The organism is Phycisphaeraceae bacterium (genome assembly GCA_019636795.1).
In the GTDB taxonomy this organism is placed as follows: Bacteria; Planctomycetota; Phycisphaerae; order Phycisphaerales; family UBA1924; genus JAHBWW01.
In genome coordinates, this window is the sequence record JAHBWW010000007.1 from 144481 (window position 1) to 160895 (window position 16415).

11 protein-coding genes are annotated in these 16415 nt (G+C 62.7%); 7 read left to right on the forward strand and 4 right to left on the reverse strand.

Translation table 11 applies throughout. From position 1 onward, the window contains the following. Positions 1 to 46 precede the first annotated feature (46 nt). On the reverse strand, positions 47 to 931 hold the full coding sequence (locus KF757_14685) for an enoyl-CoA hydratase/isomerase family protein (GenBank protein MBX3324222.1): 885 nt from the start codon (positions 929 to 931) through the stop codon (positions 47 to 49). A gap of 317 nt (positions 932 to 1248) precedes the next feature. Between KF757_14685 and KF757_14690 the strand changes: the two genes are divergently transcribed. From KF757_14690 to KF757_14700, 3 genes are all read left to right on the forward strand, one after another. Beyond that, complete coding sequence (locus tag KF757_14690; protein MBX3324223.1) at positions 1249 to 2283, forward strand: hypothetical protein; 1035 nt, start codon at positions 1249 to 1251, stop codon at positions 2281 to 2283. A 284-nt stretch (positions 2284 to 2567) separates the two neighbouring features. Next, positions 2568 to 4211 (forward strand): hypothetical protein, encoded by a 1644-nt coding sequence (locus KF757_14695; GenBank protein ID MBX3324224.1) that lies wholly within the window; start codon positions 2568 to 2570, stop codon positions 4209 to 4211. A gap of 70 nt (positions 4212 to 4281) precedes the next feature. Beyond that, positions 4282 to 5640, forward strand: coding sequence for an aldehyde dehydrogenase (locus tag KF757_14700; protein ID MBX3324225.1), 1359 nt, complete (start codon positions 4282 to 4284; stop codon positions 5638 to 5640). Between the two features lie 25 nt (positions 5641 to 5665). Here the strand turns inward: KF757_14700 and KF757_14705 are convergent, their stop codons facing one another. After that, positions 5666 to 6589: a DUF1731 domain-containing protein gene (locus KF757_14705; protein ID MBX3324226.1), complete on the reverse strand. Its 924-nt coding sequence runs from the start codon at positions 6587 to 6589 to the stop codon at positions 5666 to 5668. A gap of 271 nt (positions 6590 to 6860) precedes the next feature. Here KF757_14705 and KF757_14710 point away from each other — a divergent pair, with 271 nt between their 5' ends. Then, the gene (locus KF757_14710; GenBank protein MBX3324227.1) at positions 6861 to 8603 is read left to right on the forward strand and encodes an FG-GAP repeat protein; all 1743 of its coding nucleotides are present in this window, start codon (positions 6861 to 6863) and stop codon (positions 8601 to 8603) included. 31 nt (positions 8604 to 8634) lie between these two features. On the opposite strand, the gene KF757_14715 is transcribed toward KF757_14710, so the two are convergent. Continuing rightward, entirely contained in the window at positions 8635 to 12117 is a 3483-nt protein-coding gene (locus KF757_14715; protein ID MBX3324228.1) for a PD40 domain-containing protein, read from the reverse strand. A gap of 119 nt (positions 12118 to 12236) precedes the next feature. Here KF757_14715 and KF757_14720 point away from each other — a divergent pair, with 119 nt between their 5' ends. Continuing rightward, a complete protein-coding gene (locus tag KF757_14720) occupies positions 12237 to 13118 on the forward strand; it encodes a hypothetical protein (protein ID MBX3324229.1) in 882 nt (293 codons plus the stop codon). 5 nt (positions 13119 to 13123) lie between these two features. Here the strand turns inward: KF757_14720 and KF757_14725 are convergent, their stop codons facing one another. Continuing rightward, positions 13124 to 14413: a hypothetical protein gene (locus tag KF757_14725; GenBank protein ID MBX3324230.1), complete on the reverse strand. Its 1290-nt coding sequence runs from the start codon at positions 14411 to 14413 to the stop codon at positions 13124 to 13126. 223 nt (positions 14414 to 14636) lie between these two features. Here KF757_14725 and rplU point away from each other — a divergent pair, with 223 nt between their 5' ends. Both rplU and KF757_14735 read left to right on the forward strand, forming a co-directional pair. Continuing rightward, on the forward strand, positions 14637 to 14963 hold the full coding sequence (rplU, locus tag KF757_14730; protein MBX3324231.1) for a 50S ribosomal protein L21: 327 nt from the start codon (positions 14637 to 14639) through the stop codon (positions 14961 to 14963). 841 nt (positions 14964 to 15804) lie between these two features. Next, positions 15805 to 16368, forward strand: coding sequence for a transposase (locus tag KF757_14735; GenBank protein ID MBX3324232.1), 564 nt, complete (start codon positions 15805 to 15807; stop codon positions 16366 to 16368). The last annotated feature ends 47 nt before the right edge of the window (positions 16369 to 16415 follow it).

Here is a 16415-nt window from a genome sequence, read left to right on the forward strand (position 1 = left end):
TGCGGGGCGACCGGCCCCGATCGGTTTCCTGTCCTGCTTGTTCATCTTACTTTCGATTCCGCTCGAAGAACGCTTCGATCGCGGACTTGGCTTCGGGGGTGTGTCGCAGCTGCACAAGGTGCGCCCGTTCGGCTGCGCAGGCCTTGTCCCACCCGCGATCAAGCCCAACACGAACGGCATCGTGCACGGCAGCAGCAGCCTGCGTCGCACAGGTGATGTCGGCCGCCCGTTCGCTGGCCGCACGAACCGCTTCGAGCGTTCCGTGCCTGCCGATCCAGCGACTCGGCGCGCCGTCGCGCATCACAGGGGGCTGCTCGGCGACCAGCGCGACCGCGACTTCGACCACGTTCTCGGCACTTTCGGCCCATGCGTCAAAGAGACCGGCGTCCTTCGCCTGGGTTTCGTTCATGGTTGTACCACTGGCGGTCATTTCGATCGCTCGGGCCGGGTCAATGCGAGCCGGGAGCAAGTTCGTCCCGCCCCAGCCTGGGCAGATCGCCAGCCCCGCTTCGGGCAGTCCGACCGGGTATGGCTTGCCACTGGCCGACGGAGCACCGACGAGGAGATCGCAGTGCATCGCCAGTTCGAGTCCGCCACCAAGCACTGCTCCGGCGATCGCGGCCGCGGTCGGGAAGGGCAACTGCGACAACTGCGCAAACACTGCGGCTGCCTCTTCGAGATAGGCGTGCAGATCGGCGTCGTTCTTCTCGACAATAGTCTTGAGGTCTGCCCCTGCGACAAACGACCGCGGCGAGCCTGAGGCCAGCACCAACCCGGCAAGATTGGCCGGCAAGGCGTCGAGCGTCGCAGCGAGGCGAGCGATGAGGTCGGCGTCGAGCACCACAACCGGTCGCTCGCCCGCATCGAGCGTGACGACGGCGATCGAGGAGCCGGTGGGCGATTCGACCAGATCCAATGGCAGCCTGTCCATCGCGCGTTCCTCCGCTCCCGGCCCCACGCCAGCGCTGCAATGCGCTGCGGCCACCGCATCGAAGCCTTCCGGGTGCGGCTGGCGCGTGCCGTGGCCCGATTCTAGCGTGCAGGGCCGCTGTCGGGCGGGATATGGGGGTCATTGAGGCGCTTGCTCGCCCCTGGTTCCGCCGAAAATGCACTGTTGCTGAGAGATTCCGTCCTCTGCCCCAGAAGGCTTGTGAAGGCGGGCACAGGGCTCGCCGGAAACTAAACCTTGGACCGGCACACACCGGACCACGCCTCGACTCGACGCCCGCAATCGCAAGGAGAATCACAATGAAGACGCTCAGCACAACCAATCGTCGCCCTCGTTACACGTCGCCGTTCATGCTCGCGCTGGCTGCGCTCGCTGTGCCGGCTGTCGCCGACATCACCTTCACGCAGACCGTCGATGACTGGTGGTACAACAAGTACGAGTGGAGCGAGCAGACTGAGACCGTCAGCACCGCCCGCACGCTCGATCCGGTGGGCACCGTCAAGCGCGTGTGCGCCCGCGTCGTGCAGAAGAACGGCTCGCAGGTCGGAACCGAGATCTTTGAAACAACGATGACCAAGGTCGAAGGCGGCGGCGGACTGGTGGACCGGTGGGAAGTCGCCGTCCCGGCTGGTTCCATCGAAGACACTGACTTCTGGGATGCCTCGCGCCTTGGAGTCGAGATCGTTGAATGCCCGCCGAACATGCAATCCCACAGCGCATCACTCCCCTCGCCTTATGGCACGCTCCGCCTTGCGGACTATGTCGCTGGCGATCTCGAAGATGACCCCAACAACCGCCGAGTGACCATCAGCGCCGCCAATTGGGACGATGCACTCGTGCGCTCCCATGGTTTCGATTTCGCTGTGTACGCCTATCAGGTCGGACCGGGCGCGCCGAGGGTGCTCAACCACCTCGATGAACTCGGCCTGACGACATTCGCCTACAACGACGCCGACGCCTTCGGCTCGGGACAGCCCTACGACCTGGCGCGCCTGCGCATCATCGGTATCAACCTCGACCCATCGTGGGATGTGGTCGCGCAATCCTCGAACGGGCTGCACACGTTCCAGTGGAACCTTCAGATAGGCGGCGGGCAACTCTTTACCGATCAGGGTGTGTTTCAGATCCTCCAGGCGCAGCCGCTCATCAATGGCTGGCGAACCTACTGCACCGCCGATCTCAACCACGACGGCGTGCTCGACTTCTTTGATGTTCAACTCTTCCTCAGCCTCTTCTCGGCCCAGAGCATGTTGGCCGACTATAACGCCGACGGCACACTCGACTTCTTCGACGTGCAGGCTTTCCTCGCCGAGTTCTCGGCAGGTTGCCCATGAGCCAGATCGTCGATTTCTCAGGCAACGAGAGCGCGAAGGCCCGGAGTTCTGACCGGTGATTGCCCAGACAGGTTGGGGCTCCCGGTCAACTCCGGGCTTCGCATTTAGAGCCATAAATCATCAGCAAATCGAACGCCAGGCATCGGATCTCCTCATCGACTAGCCACCATGCAATTCTGCTTGATACGGCGAACGGGAAAATTTGCAAAATTGCAATCGGCCCCCGTGTCCCCCACGGCTGTGCCGTTTCGCTTTACACTCATCAGAACCCTACAGGAGATCACATGCCGCGCACGAACCACAGAATCCTCATCGCCTCATTGCTTCTCGCAGCAGGCACCATCGCCGGCTGCAACCGCCCCCACCTCTATGAGGGATTCGGCAACTACCAGCGCCTCGCCACCACCGACTCGGCTGCAGCACAGACCTACTTCAACCAGGGGATGCAGCTTCTCTATGGCTTCAACCACGACGAAGCGATCCGCTCGTTTCAGCGCGCCGCCTCGATCGACCGCGATCTGGCCATTGCGTGGTGGGGCATCGGCTACGCTCGCGGCCTGCACATCAACAACCCCGCGATGAGCGCTGAGCAATCACAACTCGCATACGAAGCGACGCAGGAAGCACTCCGGCGCATCGATTCTGCGTCACTGGTCGAAGCCGCCCTGATCCGCGCGCTGGCTGCGCGGTATGCCATGCCTGTCCCCGAAGATCGCAGCCATCTCGACGAGGCCTACGCCGAGGCGATGGGCCGCGTGTGGGAAGCATTCCCGAACGACCCCGATGTCGGTGCGCTCTACGCCGAATCGCTGATGAATCTTCAGCCTTGGGATCTATGGACCAAATCTGGCGAGCCCAAGGGGCGCACGCTCGAAATCGTCGCGGTGCTCGAACGTGTCATGGAACTCGACCCCCATCACCCCGGTGCCAACCACTTCTACATACACACGGTCGAAGCTTCGAACGATCCCGGCCGCGCCGAAGCAGCTGCCGATCGTCTTCGCACGCTTGTGCCCGGATCGGGGCATCTTGTCCATATGCCAGCACACATCTATGCACGCATCGGTCGCTGGGCGGATGCATCGGATACCAATGTCGATGCCATCGCCGCCGATCGCGCGTATTTCGCCAAGGCGCCCAAGCCCGACTTCTACGCGCTCTATTTCATCCACAACATCCACTTCCTCGCGTGGTCGGCGATGATGGAAGGCCGCTATGAAACCGCCATGGCAGCCGCACGCGAACTCGAACGCGATATACCGCGCGAGTTTCTGCGCAACTGGACCTTCATCGCCGACGGGTTCATGCCCGTGACCTACCACACCATGATCCGCTTCGGCAAATGGAGCGACATTCTCTCGGAGCCGAAGCCAGACGACTGGCGGCACATCAGCCTCGCATCATGGCACTACGCCCGAGGCGTCGCGCTCGCAGCAACCGATCACACCGTCGAGGCACGCTCCGAACTCGAAGCCTTCGAGCGTGAAGCCGCCCGTATTCCTAAGGACTGGGTGGTCGGCAACAGCGCCGCCAGCGATGTGATGGCCGTCGCACGCCACATGCTTCGAGGCGAACTCGCTTTCCGCGAAGCGCGACTCGATGAAGCGTTCGATCTCCTGCGCGAAGGTGCACGCCTCGAAGATGGACTCAACTACGACGAACCGCCAGACTGGATGCAGCCGGTGCGGCACGCGCTTGGCGCGCTCCTGCTCGCTGCTGGACGCCCCGCCGAGGCCGAAGTCGTCTACCGCGAAGACCTGGCAAAGTATCCGAACAACGGCTGGGCCTTGCTCGGCCTGAGTCAGGCGCTCGATGCCCTCGACCGCCCCGTCGAGGCTTCTCTCGTCGAGCAGGATCTGACAATCGCATGGGCCCGCGCCGACGTCGAGCCGGTCGCGTCGTGCTATTGCCATCCTGATGCGCCGTAAAGGCAGGTGCGACAAACAAGACCCGCGCAACAACCGCCGAGTTCGCTCGCGCGGTTGTATCATCTCCCCCATGAACACCGTTCGACTCGACTCGCTCAATCCGGCGACCGGCGAAATCGTCGGCTCCGTCCCGCTCGTGCCACTCGACGCGATCCCTGCCATCGTCGCCCGCGCCCGCGCCGCTTCGCCCGCATGGGCAGCACTGAGCGCCCGCCAGCGTGCCGACATCCTCCGCCCCGCTGCCGATGTCTTTGCTGCCCGCGCTGAAGAACTCGGCACGCTCCTGTCCCGCGAGCAAGGCAAGCCCATCCGCGACGGCATTGGCGAAGTGGCCGCGTGCGGATCACGACTCAGCGAAGAACTCGACGAGATCGCTGCCGCGGTCGAGCCTCAACTGCTCACCGGCGAAGGCGTCGAGACGCGCGTGCACTTCGACCCATTCGGGGTGTGTGCCGCCATCACGCCATGGAACTTCCCGATCCTGATGCCGCACTGGATGGTCCTGCCCGCGCTTATCACCGGCAACGCGGTCATCCTCAAGCCGAGCGAAGAAACGCCGCTCATCGCGCAGGCCTATGCCGACATTCTCAATCAGTTCCTGCCTGAAGGCGTTCTTCAAGTCATCCATGGCCGCGAACAAGGCGCCGCACTTGTCGCTGCCGATGTCGATCTCATCGCCTTCACCGGCTCGAAGGCAACCGGACAGGCGATCATGCGCGAGGCTGCCAGCGGGCTCAAACGCCTGATCCTCGAACTTGGGAGCAAGGATCCGCTGCTCGTGCTCGAAGGCGCTGATCTCGACAAGGCTGCCGAGTTCGCAGCACGCAACTCCTACCGCAACTGCGGCCAGGTCTGCGTCTCGACCGAACGCATCTATGTCGACCGCCGCCTGCACGACGCCTTTGTCAGCAAACTCACCGAAGAAACGAAGAAGTACACCGTCGGCCCGTGCGACGATGAATCCGCTGTCATCGGCCCCATGATCCACGACCGGCAGAAGGCGCACGTGTTGGCACAACTTGCCGATGCGCAGCGGCAAGGCGCGATCCTTGCCGCCGGCGGCGAAACACGCGAAGGCAACTTCATCAGCCCCGCTGTCCTCACCAGCGTCTCGCACGACATGGACATCATGCGTACCGAAACTTTCGGCCCCATCGCGTGCGTCATGGCTGTCGACTCCGTCGATGACGCGGTCAAGTTCGCCAACGACAGCGAATATGGGCTCGGTGCTGTTGTCTTTGGTGAAGAGTCACTCGCGCGCTCCGCTGCACGCCGGCTCACCGCTGGCATGATCGGCGTCAATCGAGGTCTGGGGGGCGCGCCCGGCATGCCATGGGTCGGTGCCCGCCAGAGCGGCTTCGGCTTTCACGCCGGACCCATGGGCCACCGCCAGTTCTGCCAGGTGCGCGTCGTCAGCACATGCACATGACTCTCACCCAACTTCTCACGAATTCTCACGCAAGCAGGTCTCGCAGCGCCGCCTCAAGTTCGCCAAACCGGAACTCGAACCCCTCATTCAACAACCGCCGCGGCGCGAGATAGCGCCCATACAACGCCAACTCCGGATCTGTTCTCAACACAACCGCCGCACCAAGCCGCACCATCAACGCCGTCGCCGGCAGCCCGATCGGCATGTTCATCACCCGCCGCAGAGTCCGCATGAACTCAGCCTGCGCTGTCGGGTTCGGCCCTGAAGCGATATACATGCCCTGCATCGAGTCGTCATCGAGCGCACGCTCGAACACGCGGTTCATGTCCAGTTCATGAATCCAGCTCATGCCCTGCGTCCCGCTGCCCACGCGCCCGCCGAGCCCCAGCCTTGCAACACCCCTCAGCCGCGCGAGCGCACCACCTCCCGCACCCCGATCGCGCCCGAGCACGAAACCCGTTCGCAAAACCACCGCTCGCTGCTCGGGCAGTCTCGCCTGTTCAAACGCTGCCTCCCACGCACCTCCCACGAACGGCGCAAGCCCATAACCCGGCGCAGAATCTTCATCACACACCGCTGTGGGCGGGTCGCCATAGATGTGCGCCGTGCTCATCTGCACCCACACGCGAGGCGGAACCTCCACCCGCCGGCATGCTTCGCCGAGCGCTTGCGTGCTCATCACCCGCGAACGCAGAATCTCATCGACATGATCCGGGGTCTTCACGCAATCGACTGATCGGCCAGCAAGGTTCACAAGCCCCGCCGCTCCATCAAGCACTCGCGCCCACGACCCAACCGTCGCCCCGTCCCAGGATTCGTGCGCGAACGCGCCTGCCGGACGCGACCGCGACACGATCACCACCTCGCGCCCCATCGCCCGCAGATGCGTCGCCAGCGAGACCCCGAGAAACCCGCTCCCGCCCGCGATGACGATGTGTCTGTTGCTCATTGCTGCCAGTATAGAGAGATGGCCTCTAACTTCCCCGGATCAGGTACCGTGGTCGTCCCTGCACCTGATTCAGGGGAAAATCAATCGCGGCTCACCCCGCATGCGGCATATCTACCGTCCGCGCGCGCTTTCTCGGATATTCCTTGCAGCCGAGAATCCCGCTGCTGTACAGTATGCCTGTTCAAACAATGAGATTCTCGTGAGTTGGAACCTCGCGAGTCTCAAACCAGGTCACGCGGCCATCGATCCACACTGGGAGAAGGAGACACACATGTTCGCTCGTCAAACCACCTCGTCATTCAATAAGGCTCGTTTCGCTCCGTCCGCTACGCTCGCGTTGGTGTGCGGGCTGGCGTCATTCGCAGCCGCAGGTGATTGTCCAGGCGCAGGAACGATCCTCACTGAACAACGCATCAGCAACACGAGTGGTGGTTTCGGGGGCACAATCGCTGCCGACAGCTTCTTCGGACGCGCAGCCGTCGCCATTGGCGATGTTGACGGCGACGGTGTCACCGACCTGGCAATCGGTTCCTACGGCGACGCAGACGGCGGACTCGCACGCGGCGCAGTCTGGATTGTCTTCATGAATGCCGACGGCACCGTCAAGGGTCAGCAGAAAATCTCCAGCACCACCGGCGGACTCGTCGGGCCGCCAAACAACAACGCCGGGTTCGGCTACGCCATCGCGCCGCTCGGTGACATGGATAACGATGGCGTGCCCGATATCGCTGTCGGCGCATACCGCGAAAACGACGGCGGTGCAAACCGCGGAGCCGTCTACATCATCCGCCTCAACGCCAATGGCACTGTCAAGAGTCAGCAGAAAATCTCCAGCACTCAAGGCGGCTTCACAGGGCCTCTGCTCAACGCCGACTGGTTCGGAACCGGTGTCGCTGCTATCGGTGACCTCGACGGCGACGGCATCATCGATATCGCTGTCGGCACCGAACTCGACAAGGACGGCGGCACCAACCGTGGGGCTGTCTACATCCTCATGCTCAACGCCAATGGCACCGTCAAAGCTGAACAGAAAATCTCCAGCACCCAGGGCGGGCTCACCGGACCACTCCTCGACAACGACCGCTTCGGCAACGCTGTCGCTGGCATCGGCGACATCGATGGCGACGGCATTCCCGACATCATTGTCGGTGCCTACCGCGACTCTGACGGCGGAACCGCACGCGGTGCCGCATATGTGCTCATGCTCAACGCCGATGGCACCGTCAAGGACGAGCAAAAAATCTCCAGCACTCAGGGCGGGCTCACCGGGCCGATTGCCAATACCGACTGGTTCGGCAGTTCCGTCGCTGCCATCGGAGACATCGACGGCGATGGCGTGGTCGATATCGCGGTCGGCGCGCAGCAGAACGACGACGGCGGGATGAACCACGGAGCCGTTTATGTCCTCCGAATGAACTCCGACGGAACCGTCAAGAGCGAACAACGACTCAGCTCCACCACCGGCGGACTCACCGGACCGCTCGCTGTCGGCGATGTCTTCGGCTCGGCGGTTGGAGCAATCGGCGACTTCGACGGCGACGGCATTCCCGACCTGATCGTCGGCGCCATGCAGGCCGACGACGGCGCCACCGACGCCGGAGCGGTCTTCCTCCTCACACTCGATGGCTGCGAGAGCAGCGGCTCAGGACCCGTGGTCATCACAACTCAACCCGCCAGCCTCATCTCCGGCCCGGCACCCAGCGCGGTGCAGTTCTCGGTAGTCGCTGAAGGCGCGCCCACCATTTCGTACCAGTGGCGGCGCGACACAGTGCCCCTCAGCAACGGCGGAGGCATCAGCGGCGCTACAACCGCCACGCTCACCGTCACTGCGAACTCCGCAGCCATCGGTGTCTATGACTGTGTGGTCACCAACTCGTTCGGCAGCGAGACCAGCGACGGCGCGATTCTCGCCGTTCGGCCCTGGCCGTGCTTGGCCGACCTGAATCAGGACGGCAACCTCGACTTCTTCGACGTGCAGATCTTCCTTCAGGCCTTCGCGGCAGGATGTCCATAAGCAGGAGCACACCAGGCCTTGCACACGACGTTCAGCCGTCGATGCGTTTGAGCAGGTCGGCGACGGCTGCCTCGAGTTGGCGATCGATACCTTCGGCCTCTTCGGCTGCGCGCTGTGGCACAATGATGTCGGGCACGGCGCCGTTGTTCTCCATGTCTGTTCCGTCGGGCAGGTACCACCCGCGGAACGGCTGGCGCACGGTGGTGCCATCGACGAGCGAGAATGCGCCGGTCGAGATCACGCCGCCATAAGTCTGCTGTCCGACCAGTGTGCCACGCTTGAGAGTCTTGAAGGCGTGACTGACAATCTCGGCGTTGGAAAAACTCTTCTGGTTGCACAGCATGTTGACCGGTCCGGTGTAGCGCTGGATGAAGAGGCGATCGCGCGGATAGCCACGGCCCGCCTCCGGGTCGGCGCCGCGCGGAATGGTGTATGCGTGTTCTGTATACGTCAGTGCGGCCATGACGCGATCAGCGGTCCATCCGCCGCCGTTGGAGCGCACGTCGATGATAAGTCCTTCCTTGCCATAGCCCGCCGCGAAGAGGTCGCGCTCGAACTCGACGAGATCGGGCGCGCCCATCGCGCGGATGTGGAGGTAACCAAGACGACCAGCGGAAAGTTCTTCGACCTTCGCTGCCCCGCGGAGTTGCCAGTCGTCGTAGCGCATAGCGCGCTCTTCGGAGAGGTTCACCGGGGTGACGAGCAGATTGAGACTGTCCACGACGCCCGTGCGCAAAACGGTGATGATGGTCTCGACACCGGCGCGGCCGGCGAGGCGCGCGTCGAGTGTGTCGGTCGGCTTGAGCGGTTCGAGTTCGATCGCGGTGATGAGGTCGCCGGCAATGAGTCGCATATCGCCCGCGTTTGTGCGCACGCGAGGCAGCACATGATCGACGCGGTATGCCCCGCTGCCGTCGTCGAGTGTGAGGGGTGAGGCATCAATTCCGAGTTTGCCTGCGGGGCGGAAGTCGGGATTGCTGTAGCCTCCGCCGCCCATGATGCCCAGATGCGAGGCGTTGAGTTCGCCCAACAGACGATTGCCGATTTCGTTGAACTCGTCGGAGGTTGCAGCCCGGCGAGCGAGATCTGCATAGTCGCGTGTCAGCGTTTCCCAGTCCAGGTCCTTCATGGTCGGGTGGTAGAACGTGCGCCCGAGTGTGCGGGCCATCTCGTGGAACTTCTGGAGACTCAGGGCTTCATTGTCGAGGTCGATGCTGGCAACGATGTTGATGCGTTCTTCGCTGCCACCGGCGGGCGGGACGGTGCTGGCGCGGCCCGAGGAGATCAGCACGACCTTGCTGCCATTGGCGGCCACGTGCTGGACCGAACCGGCGGTCGAGAGGCGTTTTTCGTCGGTGCCGTCGTGCTTGACCGAGTAAATGCCGGTTGTACCGCCCGCGCCACCCGTGGCGCGGAAGATGATCCTGTCGCCTGCGGGAGTCATTTCGAGATTGCTGGTGCTGCCGGGGTAGCGCGTGATGCGACGCAGGCGGCGGTAGGCATCGGCGAGATCTTCGTGTGTGAATGGTTCGGTGACAGGCTTGATCTCTGGTTTTGGCTCTGATTCTGGCGCGGTGGGGTCGGCTGTCCAGTCGATCGGATCGATGACGCCGAGTTTCTTGCTTGCTTCGACGCGCTCCTTGAAGTATGCATCGCGCTCCTGATTGGTCATGGCTTCGAGCGCACGATCGAGCGTGATGGTGTAGACGTCGTAGGAGTCGCCCTCGCGCTCGGAGAGGAATGCGAGGATCTTTCCATCGCTCGACCATCGTGGCGAAGTGTCGTTGTCGGGGTGGCGTGTGATATTGACTGGTGCCCACGAACCATCGACCGGCGCGATGAAGATGTCGGTGTTGAAATCTGAATCGTTGACAGCGATGGCAAAGTAGCGCCCGCACGGCGAATAGCGCGGCTCGACGCTCCAGTCCCATGATTCGAGCAGGACTTGCTGCTCGCCGGTGCGGAGGTCAAGACGCACAAGATCGCCGCGTGTACGTTTGAAGATCATGGAGAGGCCATCGGGCGCGATGGTGGGCGAGCGGTCGTCGGTGGGTTCGGTGACAATCGGGTGGAGATCAAAACGAATGGCATCATGCCAGCGTTCGGCGACTTTTGGCTTGGCGGGTTTATCGGTTTTCTTCGCTGCTTTGGTTTCAGTATTCTCGGGCTCGGGTTCAACAGCCGGATCCTGCGCGGGCTCGCTGGCTTGCGGGTCGGCGGGCTCTGTGTGTTCGGCGGAAGGATCGGTTTGTGTGGTTTCAGGCAAAGCAGGCTCGACGGGCGGTGCTGGTTTGGTTGCATCAGCGAAGCGCTCGCGGATTTCGGCTCGCGTAAGCGCAACCGTGGCGGCATAGATCGAATCGCTGCCATCACGATCGGAGACGAAGTAGAGGCGGGACATATCGGGCGACCATGCGATGTCACGTTCGCGGGCCATACTTTGCGTGACCTGGCGCGTCGGGCTGCCTTCCTCGATGGCGCGGACGTACACATCGCCGAACGCGACGAACGCCATGACTTTGCCATCTGGGCTGAGAATCGCTTCGCTGACATCGCCCGAGACATCGCGTGTCTCGCGGCGTGGCGTAGCGTCGGCGGGCGCCTTGACGCGGATGCGCGTCGGCTGGTCCAGGATTTCGCCGGCAAACATCGCGACGTAAAGCCCGTCCCACTTTGTGAAGACGACGGTCCGGCCGTCGCGTGAGACGTCGAAAGCAGTGATATCGCGATCGGTGTAGGCGGTGAGTGGGCGTGCTCCGGGTTCTCGCGTGGCAAGGTCGAAAGCCCAGAGGTTGACGAAACCATGCTCGCCGCTGCCGAGATCTGACATATAGATGATGGTGTCGGCGTCTTTCCAGACGGGCTGACCATCGTTGCCTCGCCAGTTGGTGAGGCGTGCGAATGAGCCATCGGTCGAGTTGTAGAGGTAGAGGTTGCGGTCGTCGGGACCGCGATAGTGTCGGCGCATCCAGCTGGATCCGCCGCGTTCGAAGATGTAGCGCACTCCGTCGGGGTGAGCGGCTGCAGCTTGACCGAATGCGCCGTGGAGTCGCTCGATGGGCCCGCCGTGGATACTGGCGCGGTAGGGTCTTTCGGAGCGGTAGACATCGCCCTCGATCGATCCGGAAACGAGGACGAACTTGCCATCTGCGGTGAAGCCCGAGAGGGTGAGGCTGGCATCTTCGGTTGTGATCTGCTGAACGTCGGATCCGTCGGGCTTCATGGTGTGAATGGCCCGGCGCCCACTTCGGTTGGATTCGAATGCGATGAGTGATCCGTCGGGGCTCCATGCCGAGCGGGTTTCGTCGGCGGGGTGTGCGGTGAGGCGGAATGCTTCGCCGCCGCTAGCGCTGGTCCTCCACAGATCGCCGCGCCATGAGAACACGATGGTGCTGCCGTCGGGGCTGATGGAGGGGAACCGGGGGAGATCGACCTCGCCAGCGCGGGTCGAGAGTGAACAGGAGACCAGGACGAACCACGCGGCGAGCAGCCGCACACAGATGCGATTGAACATGTTTGGACTCCGTGCATGGGTGCAACCGGGTTGGAAGCCGGCAGCAGCAAGGTCCACTATACAGCACCTGCTGGCGAGTGTCCCAAGTGCAGCGGGCGAATGTCGGGTACGCTGATGGCATGCTGATATCACCTTGGGCCATTGTTCTGCCACCGAGTTTGTGGATTCTGGTTGTGACGCTTGTGGCACTGCTGGCGGGGGCTGCGGCGTTGCATGCTTTGGGGCGTATCGGGCTTTCGGGCTTGAGTGCCTGGCTTTGCCGTGCGCCGGGGCTGGATCTGGTGATTTTGTACTTCACGGTCCTGCCGCTGATTGTGGGGCCGATCGTGGGCGTGCGAAGCGCGCGGGCCGACCCGGATGGCTCGGCACCGGACTGGTTGGCAGCGGGAATGGGCTTGCTCGCGGCGGTTGTGGCGCAGATTCTCACGGTCATGTTGTGGACGGTTGCGCACGAACTGGCGCACCGCGAGGCAAGGCGCGGCCCGCGGATTGTGCATCAACTGAACCGCACTGTGGGGCGGTTTCGGAATCACACGGCTGTGTGGTGGACGGCGTGGGCGGTGCCGTTGTTTGCGCTGGTGCGACTCGCGGAGTATTTTGTGTATCCGCCGCTTGTGTGGCTTGTGCGGTTTCCTCGATACAACCAGGGGGAATGGGTGAACGTCAGCCGGCACAAGTTTCGCGGGCTGGTGGGGCATGATCTGATATGGTGCCTGTACTGCGACTGGATGACGGGGGTGTGGAGCCTTGGGACGGAGATGCTGCGCAATGTTGAGAGTTTCTGGTGTCCGATTCGGTTCGACTCGACCAAGAAATGCGAGAACTGCCGTGTCGATTTCCCGGATCTTGATGGAGGCTGGGTGGCGGCGAGCGGCGAGATGAGTGACGTTGTGGCCACGCTCGATGCGCACTACACGCCCACGAGCACCAATGCCTGGTTCGGGCATCCGGCGAGGCTGACGGTCGAGGGCAAGCCTACAGGCGAAAGCCGCGCAGACTGATGGATTCAGCCGAGTGCCTGGCTGAAAGCCGCGAGAAACCGCTGGACATCGAAGAAGTCGATCACGCCGTCGTTGTTGACATCGGCCGAGGGGTGATTGGCGGCAAAAGCAGCCAGAAATGCCTGGACATCGAAGAAGTCGAACATGCCGTCGCTGTTGAAATCGGCGATGAGCGCGTCGGCCGCTGCTGTGCGCAGCACGCCATAGATGTACTGCCCGAACCACGCGCCGCCGGCGTTGCTGAGATGGACAACGCCGTTCATGAAGCCGAGCGCGTTCATCTCGTCGTATCCGCTGAAGAGGTCGAAGAGGTTGATGTAGCCTGTGCCGCGGGCGCGCGCGACGCGGAGAATCGCGTCGGCCTGCGGGCCGATAAGCGGGCGGAAGGGATGGTGCGTCATCAGGATGATTTTCGTCGAAGGGAGCTGGGCTTGATAGAACGCTACGAGTTGATCGAGATTCGACTCGTAAAAGGCGACGTTGTTGAGTTCGGCTCCGCTGGCATCGAGCATGATGATGAGCAGTTGCATGTCGAGGCTGCGCAGGCAGTCGGCTACGGCGTCGGTGCGCGAGGCGAGGAACTGCAAGGGCCCCGCGCCGCCGCGCGCCAGCCGGTGATAACGCAAGCCCGGAGAGGCATCGCGCATTTCGAAGGCGTTGACCTGCACCGGCTGCACGCCTTCGTTGCGGATGCGGATGGATGTCAGAACGTCGGGGCCGCTGGCACCGGTGTCGATGACGAGTCTGGCGTGCTGAGGCTGGCCTGCGGGAATTGCGGTATCAATCGTGGCGAACAAGGTGTCAGCGACTTCTATCTCCATGACACCGCCGCCGACTTGACGGATGTAGTGGACGATCACCTCACGGCCGAAGGCCTGAAATGTGGTGTACCCGGGCGCGATGATGCGTTCGATTTGGAACCACATTCCATCGGGTGCCGACTCGCCAGCCGCATCGAACGGGCCGGTGTCTTCGGAGAAGGTGGAACCGGGGCCGTAGATCAGACCAAGCCCGCAACGAGGGCCGACGCTGTTTGCTCCACAATCGCCCGCGAACTTTGCCAGTGCGAGGTAGCCATCGCCGGAACTGCCGTAGTCGGCCCAGAAGCGTCCGCGGAGGTGCCAGTTGTATGAGCGGTTGAGGAGACTGACCGAGTCGCCGACGATGCCGAGAGAACCTACCTGGCCGCTTTCGAGTTCGCGGAACAGGGGAAGGACTTGTCGGGGGAGGTCTTCGACCAGAGGCCTGGTCTGGGCAAAGGCGTCGCTGCCAATGTTGCAAACGACCGATAACACACAACTTATCGCCAACTTTGTGCGTGCGTTCATAGGTACTAGTGATAGCCGATCGGGGCGGTCGGTACAAGACGATCTGGGCCTGGGGCGGAGGGATTGGGTGGTGCGTGGTCGCCCGAACAGCACCTCTGGCCTATTATCGAGGCCCCGTTGCGGGCCGGGAATGGAAGTCGGACCTCGGGTCCGCCCCGAAGCTTCGCGCGGCTGAGAACGGAACGCAGACATGTACGCCATCATCGAAGAATCGGGCGGCCAGCGCAAGGTCACACAGGGCGACGAAGTCTTCATCGACCTCTATCAGCACGGCGGAGCCAGCATCGGCGACAAGATCACCTTTGACAAGGTGCTGGTTGTCGGGCCTGAAGGCGGCACCGCGAAAATCGGTACGCCGTATGTCGCGGGCGCGAGCGTCTCGGCTGAAGTCCTTGAACCCGTGGCCAAGGGTGACAAGATCTACATCCACAAGTTCCGCGCCAAGAAGGGCTATCGTCGCAAGACCGGCCACCGCCAGCGCTTCACGCGCGTCAAGATTACCGCGATCGCGGGCTGACGACTACTCCAGATTGCCCGTGCCACCGCTCGCCGGTTCCTCCGGCGAGCAGTGCAACGCATCACCTGCCGTGATACACTGCCGCGATGGATGCCTCTGGCCCCACCTCGATCCGCAAGCGGATGGTGCCACCTGCCGCGTGATCGGTGCCACCCGCCATGTTAGAGGCACGCCATGACGGCAGATTTTGACTATCTGAATCCGCAGCACCTCGACAATGACCAACTCTACCGACTACTGGGCAGAGGTTTGGTATGTCCTTGGTGTGGCACTTCAAGCGTGCGAAAGCGAAAGTATCGCAAGGATCGAGTGGGCCAAGATGTTTGGTATGAGACGCCGCTTCGACGTGAGGAACCGCATTGGGTATGCATCAGCTGTTTCTACCTTGTTTACAACTACTGCAGTTGGGGACCAGAAGACACTCCTGACCGCCGATCAGTTGAGCTGATCGCCGCAAGCGAGGGCTTGTCACTCGTCGACTTCGTACGGATGGCCTGGAACCACCAACTTTTTTTGATTTCAGAGATGGAGAAGGCTGGACATCCAGACTCGACCCTTGCGCACTTGAAGCACCGCTACTTGTCACTTTTGAGTAAGTACGCGTCAAGCGAATGACGCACCGACGCATCGCCGTACCGTTTGTCATAGAAAGGCTGGTGGCACTGATCACGCGCATGTGTATCGAGCCGTGCCACCGCTCGCCGGTTCCTCCGGCCGGGTGCCATGGCCATGGCTCTGCATGGCCATGATGAAGCCGGGCGCCGTGGCCATGGCCCTGCATGACCACGAACAGTGACAAGCCGAGGCACGGACACCAGAGCCCACTCGCTACACTCCACCGATGTCTCCCCGCGCTCACCGCACACGCTTTGAGAACCTCAACCACGCTCGCTTTATCACCTGCTCTTGTTTCCAGCGGCAAAGGTTTCTCGATCGCGACCGCTCGCGACGATGGTTCGTCGAGGCACTCGAGCGTGCCCGCACGCTCCACGGCTTCGACCTGTGGGCCTGGGTCATCATGCCCGAGCATTTTCATCTGCTTCTCTTCCCTCGCCCCGGCGGCCCGCCCATGGGGTCCATCCTGCTGTCGATCAAACAGTCAACAGCCAGACGGGCGCTCAAGTGGACAAGAACGAACCGCCCGGACGCCCTTCATGTCGTCGAAGATCGCAGGCCGGACGGATCGGTCGCCCACCGATTCTGGCAACGCGGCGGCGGCTACGACCGCAATGTGTGGTCGGATAGAGACATCTGGGAGAAGATCAACTACATCCACACGAACCCGGTCGCACGCGGGCTCTGTGCGCGGCCCGAAGACTGGCCCTGGTCGAGCGCCCGGTCGTTCCGCGATCCTGAGGCGGGCCCGATCCGCATGGATCGGGTGCGGATCCTATCGCGGCCGTAGGGATGTCCGTCATGGCCATGCAGAGCCATGGCCATGGCACCCGGCTC

Excerpts from the sequence above, each read along its gene's own strand:
- KF757_14685 (MBX3324222.1), bottom strand. The coding sequence starts at position 931 with ATGGACAGGCTGCCATTGGATCTGGTCGAATCGCCCACCGGCTCCTCG.
- KF757_14690 (MBX3324223.1), top strand. The coding sequence starts at position 1,249 with ATGAAGACGCTCAGCACAACCAATCGTCGCCCTCGTTACACGTCGCCG.
- KF757_14695 (MBX3324224.1), top strand. The coding sequence starts at position 2,568 with ATGCCGCGCACGAACCACAGAATCCTCATCGCCTCATTGCTTCTCGCA.
- KF757_14700 (MBX3324225.1), top strand. The coding sequence starts at position 4,282 with ATGAACACCGTTCGACTCGACTCGCTCAATCCGGCGACCGGCGAAATC.
- KF757_14705 (MBX3324226.1), bottom strand. The coding sequence starts at position 6,589 with ATGAGCAACAGACACATCGTCATCGCGGGCGGGAGCGGGTTTCTCGGG.
- KF757_14710 (MBX3324227.1), top strand. The coding sequence starts at position 6,861 with ATGTTCGCTCGTCAAACCACCTCGTCATTCAATAAGGCTCGTTTCGCT.
- KF757_14715 (MBX3324228.1), bottom strand. The coding sequence starts at position 12,117 with ATGTTCAATCGCATCTGTGTGCGGCTGCTCGCCGCGTGGTTCGTCCTG.
- KF757_14720 (MBX3324229.1), top strand. The coding sequence starts at position 12,237 with ATGCTGATATCACCTTGGGCCATTGTTCTGCCACCGAGTTTGTGGATT.
- rplU (MBX3324231.1), top strand. The coding sequence starts at position 14,637 with ATGTACGCCATCATCGAAGAATCGGGCGGCCAGCGCAAGGTCACACAG.
- KF757_14735 (MBX3324232.1), top strand. The coding sequence starts at position 15,805 with ATGTCTCCCCGCGCTCACCGCACACGCTTTGAGAACCTCAACCACGCT.